The organism is Labrenzia sp. PO1 (genome assembly GCF_012273635.1).
GTDB lineage: Bacteria > Pseudomonadota > Alphaproteobacteria > Rhizobiales > Stappiaceae > Roseibium > Roseibium algicola.
Genome location: NZ_JAAXCR010000002.1, coordinates 1,137,551 through 1,158,504 on the forward strand (window position 1 = coordinate 1,137,551; position 20,954 = coordinate 1,158,504).

At 59.9% G+C, this 20,954-nt stretch carries 18 protein-coding genes and 1 tRNA gene; 5 read left to right on the forward strand and 14 right to left on the reverse strand.

Features of this window, described 5'->3' with window-relative positions; genetic code table 11:
* Positions 1-5: 5 nt before the first annotated feature.
* The 5 genes from HCG46_RS13165 to HCG46_RS13185 form a co-directional block, all read right to left on the reverse strand.
* The gene (locus HCG46_RS13165) at positions 6-1,487 is read right to left on the reverse strand and encodes a glycerophosphodiester phosphodiesterase family protein (RefSeq protein ID WP_168686482.1); all 1,482 of its coding nucleotides are present in this window, start codon (positions 1,485-1,487) and stop codon (positions 6-8) included.
* Positions 1,487-2,545 (reverse strand): ABC transporter ATP-binding protein, encoded by a 1,059-nt coding sequence (locus HCG46_RS13170; RefSeq protein WP_055657263.1) that lies wholly within the window; start codon positions 2,543-2,545, stop codon positions 1,487-1,489. Before HCG46_RS13170 ends, HCG46_RS13165 begins: the two co-directional genes overlap by 1 nt.
* On the reverse strand, positions 2,545-3,372 hold the full coding sequence (locus HCG46_RS13175) for a carbohydrate ABC transporter permease (RefSeq protein WP_022998937.1): 828 nt from the start codon (positions 3,370-3,372) through the stop codon (positions 2,545-2,547). Before HCG46_RS13175 ends, HCG46_RS13170 begins: the two co-directional genes overlap by 1 nt.
* Before the next feature lie 13 nt (positions 3,373-3,385).
* Complete coding sequence (locus tag HCG46_RS13180) at positions 3,386-4,693, reverse strand: sugar ABC transporter permease (RefSeq protein ID WP_168686483.1); 1,308 nt, start codon at positions 4,691-4,693, stop codon at positions 3,386-3,388.
* Between the two features lie 65 nt (positions 4,694-4,758).
* A complete protein-coding gene (locus tag HCG46_RS13185; protein WP_022998939.1) occupies positions 4,759-6,129 on the reverse strand; it encodes an extracellular solute-binding protein in 1,371 nt (456 codons plus the stop codon).
* A gap of 235 nt (positions 6,130-6,364) precedes the next feature.
* On the opposite strand from HCG46_RS13185, the gene HCG46_RS13190 reads away from it, so the two are divergent.
* Positions 6,365-6,829 (forward strand): HAD hydrolase family protein, encoded by a 465-nt coding sequence (locus HCG46_RS13190; protein ID WP_205838484.1) that lies wholly within the window; start codon positions 6,365-6,367, stop codon positions 6,827-6,829.
* Positions 6,830-6,899: 70 nt separating this feature from the next.
* Here HCG46_RS13190 and HCG46_RS13195 read toward each other — a convergent pair whose 3' ends face one another.
* From HCG46_RS13195 to HCG46_RS13230, 8 genes are all read right to left on the reverse strand, one after another.
* On the reverse strand, positions 6,900-8,567 hold the full coding sequence (locus HCG46_RS13195; RefSeq protein WP_168686484.1) for a hypothetical protein: 1,668 nt from the start codon (positions 8,565-8,567) through the stop codon (positions 6,900-6,902).
* Complete coding sequence (locus HCG46_RS13200) at positions 8,564-9,322, reverse strand: glycosyltransferase family 2 protein (RefSeq protein WP_055657259.1); 759 nt, start codon at positions 9,320-9,322, stop codon at positions 8,564-8,566. Before HCG46_RS13200 ends, HCG46_RS13195 begins: the two co-directional genes overlap by 4 nt.
* Positions 9,322-10,794, reverse strand: a complete 1,473-nt coding sequence (locus HCG46_RS13205; protein WP_168686485.1) for a hypothetical protein — start codon at positions 10,792-10,794, stop codon at positions 9,322-9,324. The genes HCG46_RS13200 and HCG46_RS13205 overlap by 1 nt, the downstream gene beginning before the upstream one ends.
* Positions 10,791-11,729 (reverse strand): lysylphosphatidylglycerol synthase domain-containing protein, encoded by a 939-nt coding sequence (locus tag HCG46_RS13210; protein WP_168686486.1) that lies wholly within the window; start codon positions 11,727-11,729, stop codon positions 10,791-10,793. Before HCG46_RS13210 ends, HCG46_RS13205 begins: the two co-directional genes overlap by 4 nt.
* 10 nt (positions 11,730-11,739) lie before the next feature.
* Positions 11,740-12,528 carry a glycosyltransferase family 2 protein gene (locus HCG46_RS13215; RefSeq protein WP_168686487.1) on the reverse strand — a complete coding sequence of 263 codons (789 nt, stop codon included), beginning with the start codon at positions 12,526-12,528 and terminating at the stop codon, positions 11,740-11,742.
* 10 nt (positions 12,529-12,538) lie between these two features.
* A complete protein-coding gene (locus HCG46_RS13220; protein WP_152504807.1) occupies positions 12,539-13,072 on the reverse strand; it encodes a GtrA family protein in 534 nt (177 codons plus the stop codon).
* A gap of 382 nt (positions 13,073-13,454) precedes the next feature.
* Positions 13,455-13,530, reverse strand: a tRNA-Ala gene (locus HCG46_RS13225).
* 151 nt (positions 13,531-13,681) lie between these two features.
* A complete protein-coding gene (locus tag HCG46_RS13230) occupies positions 13,682-14,080 on the reverse strand; it encodes a TIGR02300 family protein (protein WP_168686488.1) in 399 nt (132 codons plus the stop codon).
* A 324-nt stretch (positions 14,081-14,404) separates the two neighbouring features.
* On the opposite strand from HCG46_RS13230, the gene aroA reads away from it, so the two are divergent.
* The 4 genes from aroA to HCG46_RS13250 all read left to right on the forward strand — a co-directional run bounded on the left by aroA (position 14,405) and on the right by HCG46_RS13250 (position 18,834).
* Positions 14,405-15,760, forward strand: coding sequence for a 3-phosphoshikimate 1-carboxyvinyltransferase (gene aroA, locus HCG46_RS13235; protein ID WP_205838485.1), 1,356 nt, complete (start codon positions 14,405-14,407; stop codon positions 15,758-15,760).
* Positions 15,757-16,383, forward strand: coding sequence for a (d)CMP kinase (cmk, locus tag HCG46_RS13240; RefSeq protein WP_022998949.1), 627 nt, complete (start codon positions 15,757-15,759; stop codon positions 16,381-16,383). Before aroA ends, cmk begins: the two co-directional genes overlap by 4 nt.
* Before the next feature lie 272 nt (positions 16,384-16,655).
* A complete protein-coding gene (gene rpsA / locus HCG46_RS13245; RefSeq protein WP_031268654.1) occupies positions 16,656-18,353 on the forward strand; it encodes a 30S ribosomal protein S1 in 1,698 nt (565 codons plus the stop codon).
* A gap of 184 nt (positions 18,354-18,537) precedes the next feature.
* Positions 18,538-18,834 carry a hypothetical protein gene (locus HCG46_RS13250; protein ID WP_022998951.1) on the forward strand — a complete coding sequence of 99 codons (297 nt, stop codon included), beginning with the start codon at positions 18,538-18,540 and terminating at the stop codon, positions 18,832-18,834.
* Between the two features lie 68 nt (positions 18,835-18,902).
* On the opposite strand, the gene HCG46_RS13255 is transcribed toward HCG46_RS13250, so the two are convergent.
* Positions 18,903-20,834: an FAD-binding monooxygenase gene (locus tag HCG46_RS13255; protein WP_168686489.1), complete on the reverse strand. Its 1,932-nt coding sequence runs from the start codon at positions 20,832-20,834 to the stop codon at positions 18,903-18,905.
* Between the last annotated feature and the right edge of the window lie 120 nt (positions 20,835-20,954).

Here is a 20,954-nt window from a genome sequence, read left to right on the forward strand (position 1 = left end):
TCCGTTTATAAGCTTTTACCGAGCATCCGGGCGACGAGAAAGGGCTCATTCACGTTGAAGAGATCCGGCTTCAAGGCCAGCAGGCGTTTGATCTCGGAAGGGTCGTTGCCCATGTAGGCGATCATCGCCTTGCGCCCGGTCGCCCTCACCGCGTCAAAGGCTGCCGGACCGGCATTCGTCGCATTGAATTCGACAATCCCGGAACGGAAGGTGGAGAGGCACGTGTCGAGGGACTCGAAATCCTCCGCCCGCACCATCAGTTTCGCTTGCGGAAAGGCATCGTGAATGGCTCGCAGTCTCCCGACATCATGAGCCCAGAAGAACACGTCCTCGGCCGCCATCATTCGCAGTACCTTGGACACCGTATGGTGCGGATCCGCCTGTTTCAGCTCGACATAGAGCTTGCCGCCCATTCGCAGTGCCGTTTCCAGAACCGCACACAGGGGCGGGATGCTTTCTCCTTCGAAAAACGGATCGAACTTGCGGCCGGCATCCAGCAATGCCAACTCCGCACCCGTCTTTTCCGTGATTGCACCACTGCCACTGGTGGTTCGGTCCAGCGTAGCGTCATGATGGACAACAAGCTGTCCGTCCGCCGTTTCCTGGACATCGATCTCGACATAGTCGAAGCCTGCTGCCCAGGCTGCCTTTGCCGAAGCCAGCGTGTTTTCCGGAGCCACCTTGCAGGCCCCCCGATGGCAGACGATTTCCGGGCTTGTGACAGCCGAGCGGGCGAACCTTGCGACCATTTCCGGCTGATCCGAACAGATACCGAGGATCGGCATCTTCACCAGAGCTTCGACCACATCGACACGCTCTTCATGCCAGGTCACGACCGGCAGTCCGCGCTCTCTTGCCCTGGCAAAGAACGCTTCATCCAGCAAACGGTCCGGCCGTTGCCCCGCGCGCTCCCAGCAGGGATGGACGATTTCGGCGCCGCACTGATCGGCAATCGGAAAAGGATCCTTGCCCACCCCGACCAGGATGGACACGGGATAGGGACAGCCGCCAGCGATCAGTTCGGATGCATAGTCAGGCGTGTTTGCGCCAACGATTACCCGCTCGATCCGGTGGTCCAGAAGCTCCGCGATGGCCAGCGAGGCCGCCTTGCCTTCCTTGGCATCCAGATAGATGCCCGCGCCGAGACGGGCTGCAAGCCCGGCAATCTGCGAGAACAGGGGGGCTTCTCGGCCAGACTCGGCGGTCAGAGCCTGCAGCCGGGCGGCGGTCACGTCGGCAACCTTGAGGTCAAGTCCGCAGATTGCCTTGAGGTCTTCATCGTGAAAGGCAACCGGGATCCTGTCCACGGTCAGCCGAACATCAACTTCCCACATGTCCGCCCCAAGCTCATGGGCGATTTCATATGCCCGCAACGTGTTGTCGAAGGCATAGGCGCTGGCACCTCGGTGGGCGATGGAAAGCGGAACGGATCTCGGTTCGCCGAGCCAGGCGCGGCCTGGCCTGAAAGCTTGCAATGCCGTTTCCATCAGAGCCTGCCGCCGTCCGGACCAAAGGCAAGAATGCGGTCTTCCGCAATGCCCCAGGTGACCTCGTCACCCAGCTTGTAATTGCCGCCATGCGGCTGGATCGACCGCAGCACGGCACCGTTTTCCAGGGTAACGTCGTAAAGCTCTTCCCGGCCCTGGATCTCGACGAAGCTGACCTTGCCGGTCACCTTCAGCGGGTGGTCCGGCTGAAAGAACTCCGGACGAATGCCGAGACGCATCGGTGCGCCGTGACCGGGCGCCGCAATGCCGGACGGGATCGGCAGTTTGACCTTCGAGTTTGCCAGGCGGAAACCACCATCTTCCGTTGCCCCGTCCAGAAACGCGATCGGCGGATTGCCGAGGAAGCCTGCGACGAAGTCCGACGAGGGATTGTCATACATTTCCGAGGGGCTGGACAGTTGGACGATCTCGCCCTTCTTCATGATCGCGATCCGGTCGCACATGGACATGGCTTCGACCTGATCGTGTGTGACAAGCACCGCGGTAATGCCGGTTTCCTGCTGAATGCGCCGGATCTCCGAGCGCATTTCCAGACGCAGTTTCGCATCGAGGTTTGCCAGAGGCTCGTCGAGCAACAGAATGTCAGGCTCACGGACCAGTGCCCGTGCCAGGGCCACGCGCTGCTGCTGTCCACCGGACAGCTGCACGGGGCGGCGCGCCATCAACTCTCCGATCTGGACGAGACTGGCGATCTCCTGGACCTTGCGGTCAATATCGGCCTTGTTCTCCCGGCGCACCTTCAGCGGAAACGCGATGTTCTCGTGGACGGTCATGTGCGGGTAGAGCGCATAGTTCTGGAATACGACGCCGACGTTGCGTTGCTGCGAGGGAACGGTCGTGACGTCCCTTTCGCCAAACAGAAGACGGCCACCGTCCATGCGGTGAATGCCGCACACGGCAAACAGCGTCGTGGATTTGCCGCAGCCGGAAGGCCCGAGCAGGGCCAGCATCTCGCCGCTGTCGATCGTCAGGGACATGTTGTCGATGACGGTGGTCTCACCAAATTTCTTGGTGAAGTTTTCAAGTGCGATACGCATCAGCCTTTCGTGCCTCCGCCGTAGATGTTCATGAGTTTGCGGTTGAAAACCACGTAGATGAAAATGACCGGAAGGGCGTAGAACAGCCCGATGGACTTGAAGAGGTTGAAGTCCGGCTTGCGGTCGTCCGCGATGATGTTCTGGAGATAGGTCGCCAGCACCTGCGACGCACCACTGGGGGCCAGAACCTGCGGCAGGATGAATTCCTTCCAGGCTTCCAGGAAGGAGAACAGCGCCAGAGCAGCGATGCCGGGCTGCACCTGGGGCAGAACCAGTTTCCACCACACGGTGAAGCGGCTGGCGCCGTCGGTGATGCCCGCCATTTCGATTTCCCATGGCACGGTGTCGTAAAAGCCCTTCATGATCCAGATGCCAAGCGGCAGCTCCAGAGCCGTCTTCACCAGGATCACGCCGATCAGCGTGTTGTAGAGGCCGCTCATCTGCAGCATCAGGAAGATGGCGATGATCAGGGTCACTGTCGGGAAGGCGTGCAGGGTCAGGACGCCGCCAAGGAAGAACTTGCGGAACGGCATGTTCAATCGGGACAGAGCGTAGCCTGCCGTCAGCGACACCATCACCACGATCAGGCTGGTGGAACCGGCAAACAGGAAGGTGTTGGCCGTGACCGGCCAGATGCTTGCCCGTCCGGTTTCAGGCGTTTCGAACAGGAATTTCCAGTGTTCGAGGGTGAAGCTGTCCGGCAGGAGTGAACCTGCCGTGGTGTCGGTGAATGTGTCCACCACCAGGTAGAAATACATTAGCACCAGTGGCAGCGACAGGATGCTGAGCAGCACCAGGACAGGCCAGACGCGGAAGTTGGGTCTCATGTCCGTCTCTCCCCTATTGCTCGATACGCGGCTTGGCCACGAGTTCGTTGAAATTGAAGAGGCGCAGATAGATCAACGATGCGGCAATGCCGATGACGACCAGGACCATCGCCAGCGCAGCCCCGAGACCGTATTGCAGAACGCCGCCATAGTTGTTCAGCGCGGTGTGGAAAGTGTAGAGCGCCCACACTTCGGTAGCCTTGCCCGGTCCGCCGTCCGTCGACAGGTAGATGTAGTCGAAGGACGTCAGCAACGAGAGCGTCTGATAGGCGGTGGTGAACAGGATCGGCCATCTGAGTTGCGGCAGGATGATGTAGCGGATCTGCTGGAGGCGATTGGCGCCATCCACCTCGCTTGCATGCAGCATGGTTTCGGGGATCGCCTTGATGGCGCTGGAAAACAGGATCATGCCGAGCGACGCCCCGACGAAACCGTTGATGAGGATGACAACCACCCAGGCATTGATGTCCGAATGCAGCATCCAGTTTCGCGGCGGTACGCCGAAATTGGCCAGAAAGCTGGACAGGAAACCGGTGTCCCAGGCCATCCACTTCCACATCATCACGTAGATGACGGGCGGCAGGATGCGCGGCAGGAACCAGATCGTCCGGAATGTGGTTGCGGCCGCGGCTGGCAGATAGAAGGTCGTCACAGCCAGGAAGAGACCGAATCCGATGTTGAAGGACAGCGTCAGCGATACGTAGATCAGCGTGTTGCCGGCCGCCCGGAGCGAAGACGGCAGCGAGGCGATCAGGCTGTAGTTTTCCGTCGTCCAGACCCAGCCGGTGTAGGCGGTCCTGGCAAGCTGGTCGGTTTCGCTTTCCGGAAGGCCGAGCCCCAGCTCGCCAATGCCCGTCAAGAAGGCTTCTTCCGTTTCAAAGCGCGTGTTGAGGATCGAGCGCTTGAAGAGATCGGCGGCTTTCTTCAGGTCGCGTGTCGAGCGCGGGCGTTCCTTCAGGCGCTTCAGTTCGCGCTCCAGGTCACGCCGGCCGGCAAAACTCTTGCCGGACAAACTGGCTTCGATCTCCTGCGCGAAAGCCTTGCCGTATTCGGCTTCAACGGCTGCGATACCGGCCGCGTCGATCTTGTAGGTGTCCTCGGCCAGACGATCTGCCGTGGCTTCCGGAAAGCCCTGGTCCTTGAGCATCCGGATCGTGCGTTCCGTAACCTCATAGGCACCGCCGGATGAAATGCCGGTACCGGAACTCATGCTGGTGAAGGAAAACATCATTGTCAGCGCCACCGGCGCCAGAAACAGAAACACAATGATGAAGAGCGCAGGGGCCATGAACCCCAGCCCGAGCAGGTGCGCGCGTCGCATCTTGTCCCCTTGAAATGTGAGCCGGGCGGCGGACCGCCCGGCAAGGCAGATGGAGGATGGATGGCTTAGCGGACGATCAGGTCGTCGCCGAGCACGGCCGTCATTTCCGCTTCCACTTCGGCAACTGCGTCAGCCGGAGACTTCGTGCCGGTCCAGGCTGTTTCCAGACCCTTGAACATGATCTCCGAGAACTTGCCGTAGTTCGGGTTGTTCGGCTGGGCATTGGCGTGCGGCAGCAGGCGACGGGTCGCTTCGGCTGCCCAACGGTCATTGGCGTAAAGCTCGATGTTGGACTGCTCCCGGGCGATGCCCAGGTGTGCAGACTTGATCGCGTGCAGCGTGTTGATGCGCGGTTCGGACGCGATCTTGATCAGCTGTGCGGCGATCTCGATATCGTCTTCGTCATCCTGCTTGGTGAGCAGATAGGCCAACGGATGGGTGATGGTGTTGGCCTGGCCGTTTTCATTGCCTGCCGGAATGAGCGAGAACTGGATGTTGCCGAAGAAATCGTCCAGGCCTTCCTTACCGGTGTAGCGGGCATAGTGCCAGGTGCCGCCGTGCCACAGGGCCGCCTTGCCGGATGCCACTTCCGCATACCACTGGTCCCACTCGGTGCCGATGTGGTTCTTGCGGGTCACCTTCGCTTCGACAGCGTCCACGAAGAACTGGTAGAAATCGGTCATCGCCTGTTTGTCGAGGATCAGTTTGCCGGTTTCGCTGTCCATCAGTTCGCCGCCGAAGGACTGGTAAAACTGGGCATAATCCGGACCGTTGGAAACGCGCGGATAAAAGCCGTAGCCTTCTTCGACGATTTCCATGTCGACAGCTTTCTTGGCGTCTTCCAGTACGTTCTGGAGCGTATATTCGCCGGCTTCGACCTTGGCCGGAAGCGCGTCGATCTCTTCATCCGTGTAACCGATCTTCTTCATGGTTTCGCGCCAGAAGAAGAACGGACGGCTTTCGGCATCCTGCGGCAGACCGTAGACGACGCCGTTGTAGGTCGTGATATCGAGCAGATTTTCGTAGATGTTGTTGATCGGCCAGGTGTCCATGTCGACATAATCCTCGACAGGAACGATCAGACCGGACTGGCTCCAGGGAGCGATATCCAGGTGGCTGGTCACAACAATATTCGGGGCGCTGCCGGCTTCAGCGGCCAGGGTCACGGCCTGCTTGAATTCCTCCCAACCGGCAAAGTCACGCTTCTTTTCGACAGTGATGTTCAGGTCTTCACCAGCAATCGCATATTCGCGGGACAGGATGTCAGCTGCCATCTCGATAGCATCGAGACGGTAGACGTCGCTGTCGTTGGAACCGCCTGCCCAGACGGTGATGGTGAGGTCTTTTGCCAGGGCGTCTCCGGCAAAAGCCGCGGTGGTGAGAGCCAGGACGGCAGCCGCTGTGGACTGGCGCAGTTTGGAAACGAGAATGCTCATCGTATTTCGCCTGCTGTCTGTGTTGCGACACCTCCCTCCCGGAAGTGCCATGTGGAAAGAATAAACATGTTTTGCACACGTGTGCAAAGCGGGTTCTAGCGGGCGGGTATTACGGGCATGTGACAGCGTTGCGAATTTAAGGTGCCGGACTATGCGACAACCCTGGCTTCATCTTGATCATAAAAGCCGATCACGACGGCGAGACGACAGACGGTAGGCGCTTTACTCGGCCTTGATGATTTTTGGCTATAGCAACACCCCGAACAACAATTTTCATGACCTTCCGGCTTCTGAGAAGCCGGACCAGCGGGGAGTTGAACCCATAAAGCGCCTTGTTATCGATTTGGACGGAACCCTGACCCTGGCAGACACGTCCGACTACAGGAACGTCTCACCGAACCTGCCCCTCATCAAGAAGCTGCGGGAGTACAAGGAACAGGGCTTCGAGATCGTGATCCAGACCGCACGCAACATGCGGACACATGAGAACAATGTCGGCAAGATCACGGCACACACGGTGCCGATCATCATCGAGTGGCTGCAAAAGCACGACATTCCCTACGACGAGATCTTCGTCGGCAAGCCCTGGTGCGGACATGAAGGATTTTACGTAGACGACCGCGCCATCCGGCCGGACGAGTTCGTCCGCATGTCAAAATCGGAGATCGACACCCTGCTCGACAACGCACCGAAAAACTGACGTCAAAACAGGCTTCGCAGCCGGCTGACCGCGAAGCCTGTCTATCTTTTAGCCGGCCGATTTATCGGTGTTACAGGTTCTGACCGTCCTGACCTTTCTTTCGGTAGACCGTCCAGGAAGGGCTGCTGGCAGCTTCTTCGTAGTGCTCCTGCACATAAGGCCGGTAGATTTCCCAAAGCGCTTCTCCGGACGGGTCGCCATGACCCAGGATCACGAACTCCGCATCGGAGAAGAACTCTTCTTCCGGCTGGTGGATCTCATTCGAAAAGGTTCTGCCATTGTGGAACCAGATCGGCACCCTGGCGGGTGAAGGCTTGTTGAGAAGGGCCGGAAACGGATTGGCGAAGTTGAGTGCCAGTACCGGCCCGGCATCCGGATCTGCAGCCCCGACTTCCTGCAGCAGGCTGAAACCATCCAGCATCCTGTTGTAGTCGACGGTTACTTCCTCATCAGGTTGCTCGAGCCAGCGCGGATGCAGCACGAAGCCTGCCTGCCCGGTATTGGCCAGCCGTTCGTCTGCCGGATACTGCCGGCTTTGCAGGAATTGCGCGACCATGGCACCGCCATCACGGGCCGGATAGATGAGGGCGATTGCAATGGTGAGGACCGACAGGATCTTCAGCGTCAGGGCCTTCGACTGTCTTTCGACGGAGACCGCCGCTGTTTCCCCCTTGCGGAAAAGTCCGGCCCACTGTGCGGCGATGATCGGAAGCATGGCATAGACCGGGCTTTCCGACAGCCAATGGTTCTGCATGAGAATGACGCAGGCCATGGCAGCGGCGACCAGGATCAGGACCACGGGTGTGAAGCGTTTGGGTTCAGCGCTGTTTTCGCACAGCAGGAGATAAAGCACAGCGCTGCCGATGGCCCAGACCGCAGCCTCCCCAAGCTGGGTAATCAGCTTGATGATGCGCCAGGTTTCCTTGGCAAATCCGGAGACGGTCTTGATGTCCGCAAGGTTCGCGCTGACCTGGCCCGTCACCAGCTCTGCGGCCGTAAGCGACGCCGCAAGGCCGATCAAGACCACAACAGCATGCTTGATCGAGACGTTCCGGAACACCGTTGCCGCGACCAGCAAGCCCACGAGGGCGGCACCGAATGTGACCTTGATCAGAAAGACGACGGCAATCGAAAAGCCCAGCAGAAAAGCCTCCGGCACACCCCTGCGTCCCGGAGGACAGCAAAAGGCCACGGTTACAACAGCTGCAAGGGCCGCCGCCCAACGGTTATAGGGGGCAAGCCAGCTCATGCTCGTCTGGGCAAAGATCATGTCCGGTTCGCGCGGTGTCACGACTGTCGCGACCGCGACCAGCAGAACGAGGCCAAGCGTGCCGAAACTCACCTGTCGCGTCAGAGTGAGAACCGCCAGAACGAAGGTTCCAAGCCCGAATATGGCACTTGCCAGGGGAACCGAAGTCGCATCCTGCGGGCGCAGCTCGACAGCGATCCGGAAAACCCAGTCATAGACCGGTCCGATCGGACTGAAATAATCAACGCTGGAGGCCTGACCATAGGCAGATTTGTTTGCCGTATCGAAGGCGGTCCAAAGGTCGTGCAGGTAACGCTCGTGATCAAAGAACAGGTGCGGCAGCGTCGCGCTGACGGCAATCAGCACACCCGCGGCCAACAGGCCAAGCAAGCCGATAAAGCCGGAGGCATAGTCCTTTCGCAAATACCAGACTGCGACAAGTACCGGAAACAGCAAGATGGCAAAGGCATAAGTCGAAAGGGCAATCATTTGGCAATCGTCCACTTTGCTGCGGAAGGCGGCGGTGAGGCAATGAATGCCTCCAGTTGCTCCGGCGTACCGAGCATTCCGACATCCTCGAACGCCAGCTGACTGATGGAGACAGCCGCCCCGTCCGCGATGATCTGGTTGTACATCGGCGCGATGTAGCGCTCGCCCTTCTCCTCGCCGCTGTTGCGGAAGAAGCGGGCATAGACGTCCCGGTAGCGGGCGACGCTGTCGAACCAGTAGAGGCCGACGGTCGCATGATCGGAAATGCGTTCCTTTTCGCGAAGCTCCACCACACGTCCATCCGCATCGGTGCGTGCGAAGGACCAGCCGTTACCCGGTCCGGGAAAACACGGCACATGGCCGGCACAAACCGCCGGGTCTGCCGGCTTCATCGCACCCGGCGCCACGTAAGTGTCGATGTTGAAGATGGCGAGTGGCTGGTTTTCCGAAGCCGTGGCAACCAGTTCCAGAGCTGTTGTCGCCTGGCCGTCGGTGAGTTCGTCAAGCTCGACGATGCCGTCAACCTGAATACCGAGCGCCTTGCAGCGGGCTGTCAGGAAATCCGGCGCGTTCAATCCGCTGCGCACGGCAAAGCAGAACGACCAGCCCGCCTCGCGGTAGGCCTCCATCGAGAGCATGGACCAGTCGAACAGGGGCCGGCCGAGCGCCTCGATTTCATACTTCGGACGGTCGTAGCCCGCCTTGGTGAAACGGCTGCCCATCCCGGCCATCGTAATCGCTACTACGCCGCTCATCAGCTGGCCTTTCTCTGCCGTTTCTGTCCGCTTTCAAGCTGATCGAGGATCGAGGCCGCGATCAGCGCAAAACCGACAAGTTTGTCGGGGTGGTCGGTGTGAAGCGGCAGCATCGACAGGAACAGTGACAGTTCGACCGCACGTACATGGGCGATGTCGAGGCCTTCCGCCTCCAGCCTGTCGCAGAAATGCCGCTCGGCCCAATCCGCGGGAGGCGCGATCGACCAGTCGAGTTCCAACCGCAGTTCCTTGTTCAGATAGACGCGGAACAGGCCGTTGTTGACGTAGTCATAGCAGCCCAGAATGGAGTGACTGATCTTGGCGACATCATAAAGCGGATGCATCATCGCATCATCCGCGGACAACGCTCCGCGCGGATCGATCAGCCGCATCAGCCCGATCCGCCTGTCAAACAGGACGTTGGAAAAGCACGGATCGCCGTGGGAAAACACCAGCTGATCCGTCGTGCCGACCGCCTTTCGAATGAAGGGGCGCGCCTGCTCCAGCATGTCGGGCAAACCACCGCGCGGGCCGGCTTTTTCCAGAATCTGGTTGGTCTGTCTGCCGCGCTCCGTCTCCAGGAACCCCGCAAGCCGCTTGTCCAGTTTTTCCAGGATCTGGGTTTCGGCCCGCGCCCGGTCTTTCTTTCCCGGCGTTCTTGCGTTCAGGTAGTTGAAGATCTGATCGAGCAGGACCTTGAAATCGCCTTCCGTGAACGAGTGATGCACCCATTGCAACGCCGCATCCGGGATCGCCAGATGCTCCATCTGGTAGCCGGCCGTCTTGCCGTCTTCCCAGAACCCGAACGTGGGCAGCAGGAAACGTTGCAGTTCAGGCGGTGCGGCATGGAAGAAGCCGTGCTCGGCACGCATTTTTGCAATGTCGGTGGACTGCTTGTGAAAGACGCTGTCTTCCGAACGGGCGGAATTAAAATGCCGAAGTTCCGTCGCACCGGACAGAAACAGCATCAGGTTGCGCGGCTCGCGGATATCGATGAAGCGGGCGTGGTCCGTGATGATCTCGGTACGATCGCGCAACGACAGCAGCAGGAGACGGCGGGCCTCAGGCGTTTCCGCGCATAGAAGCGACGCGGCTTCAGCGTGGAACAGAACGGCGACGGCCTCATCATCGATGACCGGGCTGGCGAGCATGGTCTTCAAGGCGTATCCGGCCTTGCGCACCAGCACCGAAAAGCCTTCCGGATCGAGCGGCGGCAGACAGAGCGGCACGCGCAGATAGATTGCGGCGTCGCCCCGGTCGCGGATGCGGTCTGCAAGCTCGACACCGCTTTCAGGCGACATCAGGTGTTCCACCGTTTCCGCACCGGCCTCCAGGGACATGGCCGTCAGTTCCTTCGCCAGTGTCTGGCGGCGGCGCATGATGTCGGAGAACCGGACTTCGCCAAGCGCGGCCCGCACGCTTTCTGCCGGCGGATCCCGGTCGTCTAGGATTACGGAAAGTGCTTTCGTCATAAGGCACCGGTCCTGTTCTGGGCACGTAGCGGTTCGTTGCGCACTCGCGGAAGGTAGATCCACATGGCGAGCGGCCAGACCAGCGCAAGGGACAGAAGACACAGGCTGCTCCAGGCGCCGATGGCGCCCTGGAAACTGGCAACTGGCCCCTCGAACACCCGCTCGGCCAGAAGCACGATCCCGCTGGTTTCGACAAAATTGGCGGAGGTGTATGCCAGCACAGTCGCCGCCAGGGCTTCCAGGCCCCAGATGACCATGGACATGACCAGCAGCACCGGTCCCTGTACGCGGAAAAGATCGGCCCCACGTGTCGTGATCTGACGCAATCCGTCCAGCTGACCCAGGTGCCGCAGGGAATTCGGGTTCCGGTGGTTCAGAACCACATAATGTTGCACGGCCCGCAGGATGCCGGGGCCAAGCACGAAGACGACAAGGCCCGCCAGCACTGCAAGGCTGGTGACGGCCAGAAGGACCATCGGCCCGGTGGCCAGCGGACCGTGGTAGGCATAAACGACGACGAGCAGGACGAGGATCATCAATCCGTCGAAAAACCGCTCCAGAAGGATGATGATCAGCGCACCGGGAAAGCTTTTGCCCAGATACCAGAGCTGGTGCAGCCTCAGGATCTCGCCAAGCTTGAACGGAATGACGAGGGCACCCGGGCTGGTCACCAGATGCAGCAGCGCGCTGGAGCGCCCGGAAATGCCGAGCAGCCGCGAGGCCATGATCGCAAGACGAACAGCCCGCACACAATGCGAGCCGAGATAGATGCCGCCTGCAACAAAGAGCGCCTGCCACGGCTTGCCCGCAAGCTCACCCAGCCCCTGCTCGGCCAGCCACCAGATCGCGAGACCGAACGGCAGGAACAGGACCGCGTAATGCAGGGCAAGGCCGGCCGGCAACCTGGCCTGCCGCAAGCGTGAGGATGTCCGCACAGACCTCACCTCAGGCAATCCGTGTCGAGGGATAGGCGGCACGCGGTGTCTGCCGGTGATCGGTCGCAAAGAAAGCGGCCGGCTTGAACAGACGGAAGCTGACAATGCGCAGAAGCTGAAAGCCCATCTTGCTCAGCTTGGCATTGGATATCTGGTCGTCTTCACGCCAGGTGAGCGGAAAGAACCCCAGCCGGAACCGGTTCCGGACAACACCCAGGATCAGGTAATAGTTGAACGTCAGGTCGTCGGCGTATTTCAGGTGAAAGCCGGACTTGAAGGCCTCTACCTTGAACAGGTTCAGTCCGGAGCCGAGGTCGAAGAGACGCTGGCCGCTGATTGCCGAAAAGATCAGGTTGAAGGTGTGGTTGGCCGCCGTGCGCAGCAAGGAATAGCCCTCCAGCTTGGAGCCTTTCATGAAGCGCGCGCCCATCAGGAAATCGAGATCCTTGTGACGGCCGGCCGCGATATGCGGCACCAGATCGGCAATCGCGCCCTGATCGTCACCATGCAGCACCACAAGATAGTCGTAGCCGTTCACCATCGCGAAATTGATCGCGACCTTGTGCGAACCGCCGAGACCGTAATTGTCGTCGTTGTGCAGCAAGGCCGTTTCGGCGTATCCGAGTTTCGCCAACCCCGCCTGTGCCGCCTCGCGCGTGCCGTCCGTCGACCGGTTGTCGACACACAGGACACCATTAACGACAGCCTGAACTTCCGGTGCCTCCAGTTGCTTCAGCACACGCGGGATCTGCGCTTCGCAATTGTAGCAGGGAATGAAAACGAGAACCCGGCCGGTCATGAAGGCCACCTCAATCTGACTTGCGGTGTTCGAGCAGAAACCGCATGAAAAAGAAATTCGCGACAAGGGTGAAAGGCGTGACCAGCATCTTGGCCGTGACCCCGCACAAGGTCACTGGCTTCAGTCCCAAACCGGTAACGAAGGCAGTGCCGTCAACTGTGACCAGCAACGACATCAAAGCCCAGCTCAACCCGGCCGTCAGAGCCGAGGCAGCGGTTACCGCGACAACCTGCCAGATCCAGTAGAGCGCCAGGAGCACTGTCGTCGACCTGTTGCCCGCCTTCTCGAAGATGTGCTTGCCGGCAACGAAGAAAACGAAGGTCACGCCGCAGAAGGCACCGATGAAGTTTGCCCAGAACACGGGCAGGCCACTTTGCGTGAGCGTTGCCATGGTCAGGAAATCCAGGCACCAGCCTATGCCGGAGATCAGGGCAAATCCCGAGAAGCGCTTTGCGATCGCATTGAAACGGTTCAAGGAAGACGACCCTGACTTTTGTTTGCCGTCGCGTTCCACGACAGTAGATGCGCTCCCGGCGTCCTTCATGAAACCACCGTCAGCAACCGCTGGAAAGACGGTCGATCCATATGCTGAAATTGCGCTCGGCCGGCATCGGGAAAACCTGTTCACATCCTGAAAACAAAGAAGCCGTTTCCGTCGAACTGTCTGACCGAAACGACCTTATCTCATGCCGGGAAACACTAGCGGTGAATTGTTTCAATGCCGTTAATCGGCGAATCTGACAATGGGTCTGGATATGTGGAAGGTGTCCGTGCCAACGCCCGCTGGGATGCGATGCAAGGGTTCGGGGACAGCTTCCCGGTGGCGGCAGAACAGTCAATCGGCGATCGCTCGCGGCAAAGACAAACCGCACACGGCCCACTGCCTGGTCGGCTCAAAATGCAAATTTTTCGAAGAAAGACTGGAATGGTGGAGCCAAGGGGAATCGAACCCCTGACCTCTACAATGCCATTGTAGCGCTCTCCCAACTGAGCTATGGCCCCATGTTCCATATGAGAGCCGGTTTGGGTGCCGGCGTCGATGGAGGCGGGTTATAGTCACACCTCCACACAAGATCAAGCAGAAAATATCAGGATCTTTTCTGCCGCTTGTGGAAAAGCCCGGACAGACTGAAAAGCCTGTCCGGACAATAGCTTAGCGATCCGTATCTTCGTCGATTTCGACGCGGATGCCCGGGACGGATTCTTCGTCTTCATCTTCATCGTCGATAAAGACGTCGTCGTCGTCGTCACTATTTTCGTCGTCGTCGAGATCGACGTCCGTATCTTCCAGATCCGGCACATCGTCGTCGTCGCCTTCCGCTTCCGCATCGGCCTCTTCCAAGGTCACGATTTCCGGAGCTGCGACGTCGTCTTCTTCTTCATCGTCTTCCGGCGTCTCTTCGACCTTCGCAGCCTTCGCGGCACGGGAGGTCATGACCGCCTCGAACACCGTGCCGCATTTCGGGCAGGTGACCGGGTTCCGGTTGAGATCGTAGTATTTGGCGCCGCAGCTCGGGCAGAGCCGCTTTGTGCCAAGTTCAGGTTTTGCCACTGTGCTCACCCTTCTTCGTTATGCAATCGACTTGAATTCGTGGGCCGCCCCATAGCCTCAAGCCGTTCCGGTGTCAAAGGCAAATCAATCGAAAAACATTCTTCGGATTATTGTTCTGCACGTTGTGACTCAAATTTCAAGCACCTGACCGCGTTACCCACACGCCCTGCAGACCGGCACACGTTTGAATCTGCTTGTCGTTCTGCCAATGCCGGGAAATTTTGCGAAGTTCGGATTCGGGCGGTCTGAACGGATGACGCAGGCGCATCCACATGATAGGACGTGTCACCTTTTGACAACCGATCCAATTTGCGGACATTGAAAATGTCACACGATTCTGCGCCCAAGCCTCTGACTTCCAGCCTGGGCAGCCCCTTGACCGGCACGATCCGCGTGCCCGGCGACAAGTCCATCTCCCACAGATCCCTGATGTTCGGCGCGCTTGCCGTCGGCCGCACCACCGTGAAGGGTCTGCTTGAATCGGAAGACGTGCTGGCCACGGCTGACGCCATGCGTGCTGTCGGCGCAACCATCACCAAGCTCGAGGACGGCAGCTATACCGTCGACGGGATCGGCCTCGGCAGCCTGCTTGAGCCGGAGCATGTCATCGACTTCGGCAATGCCGGCACCGGCGTGCGCCTGACGATGGGCATCTTCGGAAGCCACAACATCGCCGCTACATTTGTCGGCGACGCTTCCCTGTCCAAACGACCGATGGGCCGTGTGCTCAATCCGCTGCGCGACATGGGTACCAACGTGATTGCCCGCGACGGCGACCGTCTGCCGGCGTCCATCCGCGGCCCGGAGCAGGCACTGCCGATCACCTACCGGGTGCCCATGCCTTCGGCGCAGGTCAAATCGGCCGTTCTGCTGGCCGGCCTCAATGCCGCCGGCGAAACCACCGTCATCGAACCGATCCCGACACGCGACCACACGGAAAAGATGCTGAAGGGTTTCGGCGCCGACATTTCCGTATCCGTGAACGAGGCCGGCGAGCGCGTGATCAAGCTTCAGGGCCAGCCTGAACTGAAGCCGCAGGACATTGACGTGCCTGGCGATCCCTCCTCCGCGGGCTTCCCCCTGGTGGCGGCATTGATCGTGCCGGGTTCGGACGTCGTCATCGAAAACGTTCTCCTGAACGAGCACCGCACCGGTCTCATCACCACCCTGATTGAAATGGGCGGCGACATCTCGATCGTCAATCGCCGCGAGACGGGCGGCGAGGAAGTGGGCGATCTGCATGTGAAGGCCAGCAAGCTGAAGGGCATCACTGTTCCGGCCGACCGGGCGCCGTCGATGATCGACGAATATCCGGTGCTGGCCATTGCTGCCGCATTTGCCGAAGGCGATACGTTCATGCCGGGGCTCGAGGAGCTGCGCGTGAAGGAATCCGACCGCCTGGCCGCTGTTGCCCGCGGGCTGGAAGCCAACGGCATCCCTTGCGTTGAAACCGAGGATACGCTGACCGTGACCGGTGGTGCCGATGCGATCGGCGGCGGCACGGTGGTGACCCATCTCGACCACCGCATCGCCATGTCCTTCCTGGTGCTGGGCATGGCTGCTCACAAGCCGGTGACGGTTGATGACGGCGCTGTGATCGCGACCAGCTTTCCGACCTTCACCGGTCTCTTCGACCGCCTTGGCGCTAAGATTTCCGCAAACACCAGCGAGGCCGCATGATCATCGCAATCGACGGACCGGCGGCTTCCGGCAAGGGGACCCTCTCCCGCCGGCTAGCAGATCATTTCGGACTGCGGCACCTGGACACCGGGTTGACCTATCGCGCGGTTGCGGCCGCGCTTCTGGCCAATGGCCTGCCGCTTGGCGACGAAGGTGTTGCCATCGAGATTGCCCATAACCTCGATCTGGCCCAGATGGACAAGTCCGTCCTGTCGGCTCACGAGATCGGCGAAGCGGCGTCACGCATCGCGGTTCTCGGCGGCCTTCGCGACGAATTGGTGAAGCTGCAGCGGCGTTTCGCCCAGACGCCTCCCGGCGCCGTTCTCGACGGTCGCGACATCGGCACGGTGGTGTGCCCCGATGCAACAGTGAAGCTGTTCGTAACCGCCTCTCCCGAGGCCCGCGCAAAGCGCCGGACCGACGAGATGGTCTCCAAGGGGCAGGACGCGCAATATGCCGCCGTTCTGGAGGATCTCAAGCGCCGGGACGAGCGCGATTCCAAGCGAACCGTGGCTCCAATGCGCCAGGCGGACGATGCGGTCTTGCTTGATACGACAGAAATGGATATAGAGACCGCGTTCCAGGCGGCTGTGGATATCATCTCCCGCGCCAGGGGTGCCTGATAAGGACAAGGGGTTCACCACCGGTGCGCCCCTGTTTGTGCATCCGGAACGCATGTGGCCTCAGGCCATCAGTTCTTTACGGAACGACCAGAGAATTTCGGCAGGGCGCCTTTTCCGGCGACCTGTGACGAGACCGGATTTTCCGCCTCTCGCCCCGCCGGCCCGCTTTCGATAGCGGCAGGATCAGCGGAAACCGCGATCCCGGGAGAAGGACAGATCCGGAGTGCAACACCAACCCGCCGGCGGCGCGCCTGAAGGCGCCAGGAGCATATATGTCTGATTACAATCCCTCCATGGAGGATTTCTCCGCTCTTCTCGAAGAGTCCTTCGTTCAGAACGACCTGTATGAAGGTGCCGTCGTAAAGGGCACCGTCGTCGCGATCGAAAAAGACCTGGCAGTCATCGACGTCGGTCTGAAGGTCGAAGGCCGCGTGCCGCTGAAGGAATTCGGCGCAAAAGGCCGTGACGGCGAAATGAAGGTCGGCGACGAAGTCGAGGTTTACCTGGAGCGCGTTGAAAACGCTCTTGGCGAAGCTGTTCTGTCGCGCGAAAAAGCTCGCCGCGAAGAAAGCTGGGTCCGCCTGGAAGTTGCTTTCGAAGCAAACGAAAAGGTCAACGGCCAGATCTTCAACCAGGTCAAGGGTGGTTTCACCGTCGATCTGGATGGCGCAGTTGCCTTCCTGCCGCGTTCGCAGGTCGATATCCGTCCGGTTCGCGACGTGACCCCGCTGATGCACACCCCGCAGCCGTTCCAGATCCTGAAGATGGACAAGCGCCGCGGCAACATCGTCGTGTCTCGCCGTGTCGTTCTGGAAGAAACCCGCGCCGAACAGCGTTCGGAACTGGTCCAGAGCCTGGAAGAAGGTCATACCGTGGAAGGTGTGGTCAAGAACATCACCGATTACGGTGCGTTCGTCGACCTCGGCGGTATCGATGGCCTGCTGCACGTCACCGACATCGCGTGGCGCCGCATCAACCATCCGTCGGAAGTTCTCACCATCGGCCAGACCGTCAAGGTGCAGATCATCCGCGTCAACCAGGACACGCATCGCATCAGCCTCGGCATGAAGCAGCTTGAAACCGATCCGTGGGATGGCATCGAAGCCAAGTACCCGATCGAAGCCAAGTTCACTGGCCGCGTGACCAACATCACCGACTACGGCGCATTCGTGGAACTGGAGCCGGGCATCGAAGGCCTGATCCACGTTTCCGAAATGTCCTGGACCAAGAAGAACGTCCATCCGGGCAAGATCGTTTCCACTTCTCAGGAAGTCGAAGTGATGATCCTGGAAGTCGACCCGGTCAAGCGCCGCATCTCCCTGGGCCTCAAGCAGACCCTGCAGAACCCGTGGGATGCATTTGCCGAGCAATTCCCGATCGGCACCGAAGTCGAAGGCGAAGTCAAGAACAAGACCGAATTCGGCCTGTTCATCGGCCTCGACGGCGACGTGGACGGCATGGTTCACCTCTCCGACCTCGACTGGAACCGCCCGGGCGAGCAGGTTATCGAAGAGTTCAAGAAGGGCGACATGGTCAAGGCCGTCGTTCTGGATGTTGACGTCGACAAGGAGCGTATCTCCCTCGGCATCAAGCAGCTTTCCGGCGATCCGATGGAATCGGGTGCAGCTGGCGAACTGCGCAAGAACTCCGTCGTGACCTGTGAAGTCATCGAAATCAAAGACGGCGGCCTGGACGTCAAGATCGCAGACAGCGACCTGACTGCCTTCATCCGTCGCGCCGACCTGTCCCGCGATCGCGAGGAACAGCGTCCGGAGCGTTACTCCGTTGGCGACAAGTTCGATGCCCGCATCACCCAGTTCGACAAGAAGACCCGTCGGGTCACCGTGTCGATCAAGGCTCTCGAGATCGCAGAAGAGAAGGAAGCTGTCGCTCAGTACGGCTCTTCCGACAGCGGTGCGTCCCTCGGCGACATCCTCGGTGCAGCTCTGAAGCAGCAGTCCGAAGACTAAGATTTTCGTCTCTCTCACGAGAGTTGAAAGCGAAAAGCCCGGCAGCAATGCCGGGCTTTTTTGTTTCTGCGTTGCGAGGGGGTTAGTGTAGGTAACGCGCCCCTCAATTTACGCCCCAAATGGGGAATGCGGCCAGCTCCACCGTGCACTAGCTTCCTGCCATGCCATCACCTGGAGGAAGAGCATGTTCGACTGGTATGACCTGCGTAATTTCCTGGAAGACAATCTGATAGTCAGCATATTCGTCGGCATTGCCTTCGCAATTGCCATTGTCTGGGCGGTGGTCGTGTTCGTCCAGGCCCGCGGCGGCGGGTTCAAGGCTGTTTCAGCCAGCCTCTTTGCGACAATCGTTTCCCTGTTCTATCTCGTGATGGCCTTCGCTCTGGGCTCGTTTGCCGAGCCTCTGGTCATCATGCCCTATTTCGCCGTTCTCGCCGCGCTCAAGTCCATGGCCGTCGCCTGGCGTATCGGCGCACGTTGATACCAAGTTCCCAGGCGGATGACGTCAAACCGGCCTGGCGCGTTACGCCTGTGCTGAGAAACGCAGACTTAGCGCCGCTCTTTCAGAATGCCCTGGAAATAGCCCGACAATGCTTCATGGGCATCCAGCGGCAATACCTGGGCGACGTATTGATCCGGCCGGACGATGACCAAACAGCCTTTATCCCGGTCAATGCCACGCATTTCGAAAATGTCGTTGCCGCTTTTGAGATCCGGGCAGAACATCTTTTCATAGTCCCTCAACCCGTAGCGGCCTTTTGCCGGTAGCAGCAGTGACGGCATGCGCCCAAGGGCCAGATCGCGATGGTTTTGCTGGAAGACTGCGCGAAGATCGATAACCGCATCGATATCTTCACCCGCCGCCGTATGACGCAAAACCGGTGAGCCCTGATCGTCTTGCAGAAAGTTGCAAAGACGACGGATGGCCGACGTTTCCGCTGCCGGGTCGCCTTTATCGGCAAAGGCGAAGATCCGCCAGCGACCGTCCGCCTTTACGACATGGCCCAGCTGTACCGGCTTGGCGTCGGCAAGACGAACGACAGGGGCGGAATGAAACCGCATGCCGATCTGGAAACCTTCCGCCAATTGCTGATGCGCGCCGTCCCCCGTCAACAGGGACGGGAGATAGCGCGAGGCCGTGCCGGCGGTATAACGGCCATGCTGCACAAAGTATTTCTGAACTTCAGCCGGTTCGACGCCATCGGGATTGCTTTCCGATCTCACCGGCGCGCTGACAAGCTTTGCCCATTCCCGGTCGAAATCGATCAGGTTCTGCGCAATCGCCTGGCGTTCGGCCGAATAGCTGGCAAGCAGCTGCGGTTCGCTCAGTCCCTTCAGTACGTGGGCGAGTTTCCAGCCAAGATTGAACGTGTCCTGCATGGAGACGTTCATGCCCTGCCCTGCCTTCGGGCTGTGCGTGTGGCAGGCATCGCCCGCAATAAAAACGTTAGGCAAGCGACCTGGAGCGCCTCCTGCCGGAACATCATCGAACTTGTCGCAAAGCCGCTGACCGATTTCGTAGACCGACCACCAGGCGACTTCCTTCACGTCGAGCGAATAGGGATGAAGGATGCGTCCGGCTGCGGCGATCAGATGATCGACCGTAATGTTCCGGTTCGCGACCCGTTCGTCCGGCCGCAGCTTGTCGAGTTCGACATAGATGCGGACCAGATATCCGCCTTCACGCGGAATGATCAGGATGCTGCCTTCACTGGCCGACTGCACCAACGCCTTGAAGCGAATATCCGGGAAGTCCGTCACGGCAAGAACGTCCATCACGCCCCAGGCCTGATTGGCACTGTCGCCCTTCAACTCGCGGCCCAGCGCCCTGCGCACGGAACTGCGGGCGCCGTCGCAACCGACCACGTATCTTGCGCGTACCGTTTCCGTTTCACCTTGGTGTCCGGGGTCCATGCGTTCCAGCTGAACCGTAACTGGCCACTCCCGCCCTGCTTCGGCCGCCATATCCAGATCGACCAGCCGGCGGGAGTAGTTGGGCTCCAACCTGTTTGGCGAATTGCGCATGATCTCGAGATAAAAGTCGTGAACGCGCGCCTGGTTCAAAATGACATGCGGAAACTCGGACAGGCCGTCCTCGACATCCTGAACCCTGCCGCTGCGGGCGATCGTGTCCGGAGACGCCGGGGCCGGTTTCCAGAAAGTGGTCTCGTTGACCCAGTAAGCTTCCTTTTCCAGTCGCTCGGCAAAGCCGAACGCCTCGAACATTTCCATTGTCCGGCAGGCGACACCATCCGCCTGGCCAAGCTGCAAGGGGCCGGCTTTCTGCTCCACGATACGGGTTCGGATATCCGGGAAAGCCGCAAGTTGAGCGGCAAGCGTCAGGCCCGCGGGACCGCAACCGACAATGAGGACATCGACTTCTTCCGGCAGGCTGTCTGTGTTGGCCAGGGCAGTGGCGTCGGCATTAGGTTCATGAATGACCGGATCACCGGTCTTGAAGCCGTCGAGATGAAATTGCATGAAACCGTCTCCTCCGCCACATTCCGGCAGTTTGGCAACCGGCCCTCCTTCTTGGGAGAGGCCGGCGCCAGCATGATGGGGCCACGCGAAAGCTGCCGGTGTTCAAGCCCGGACTTCCTT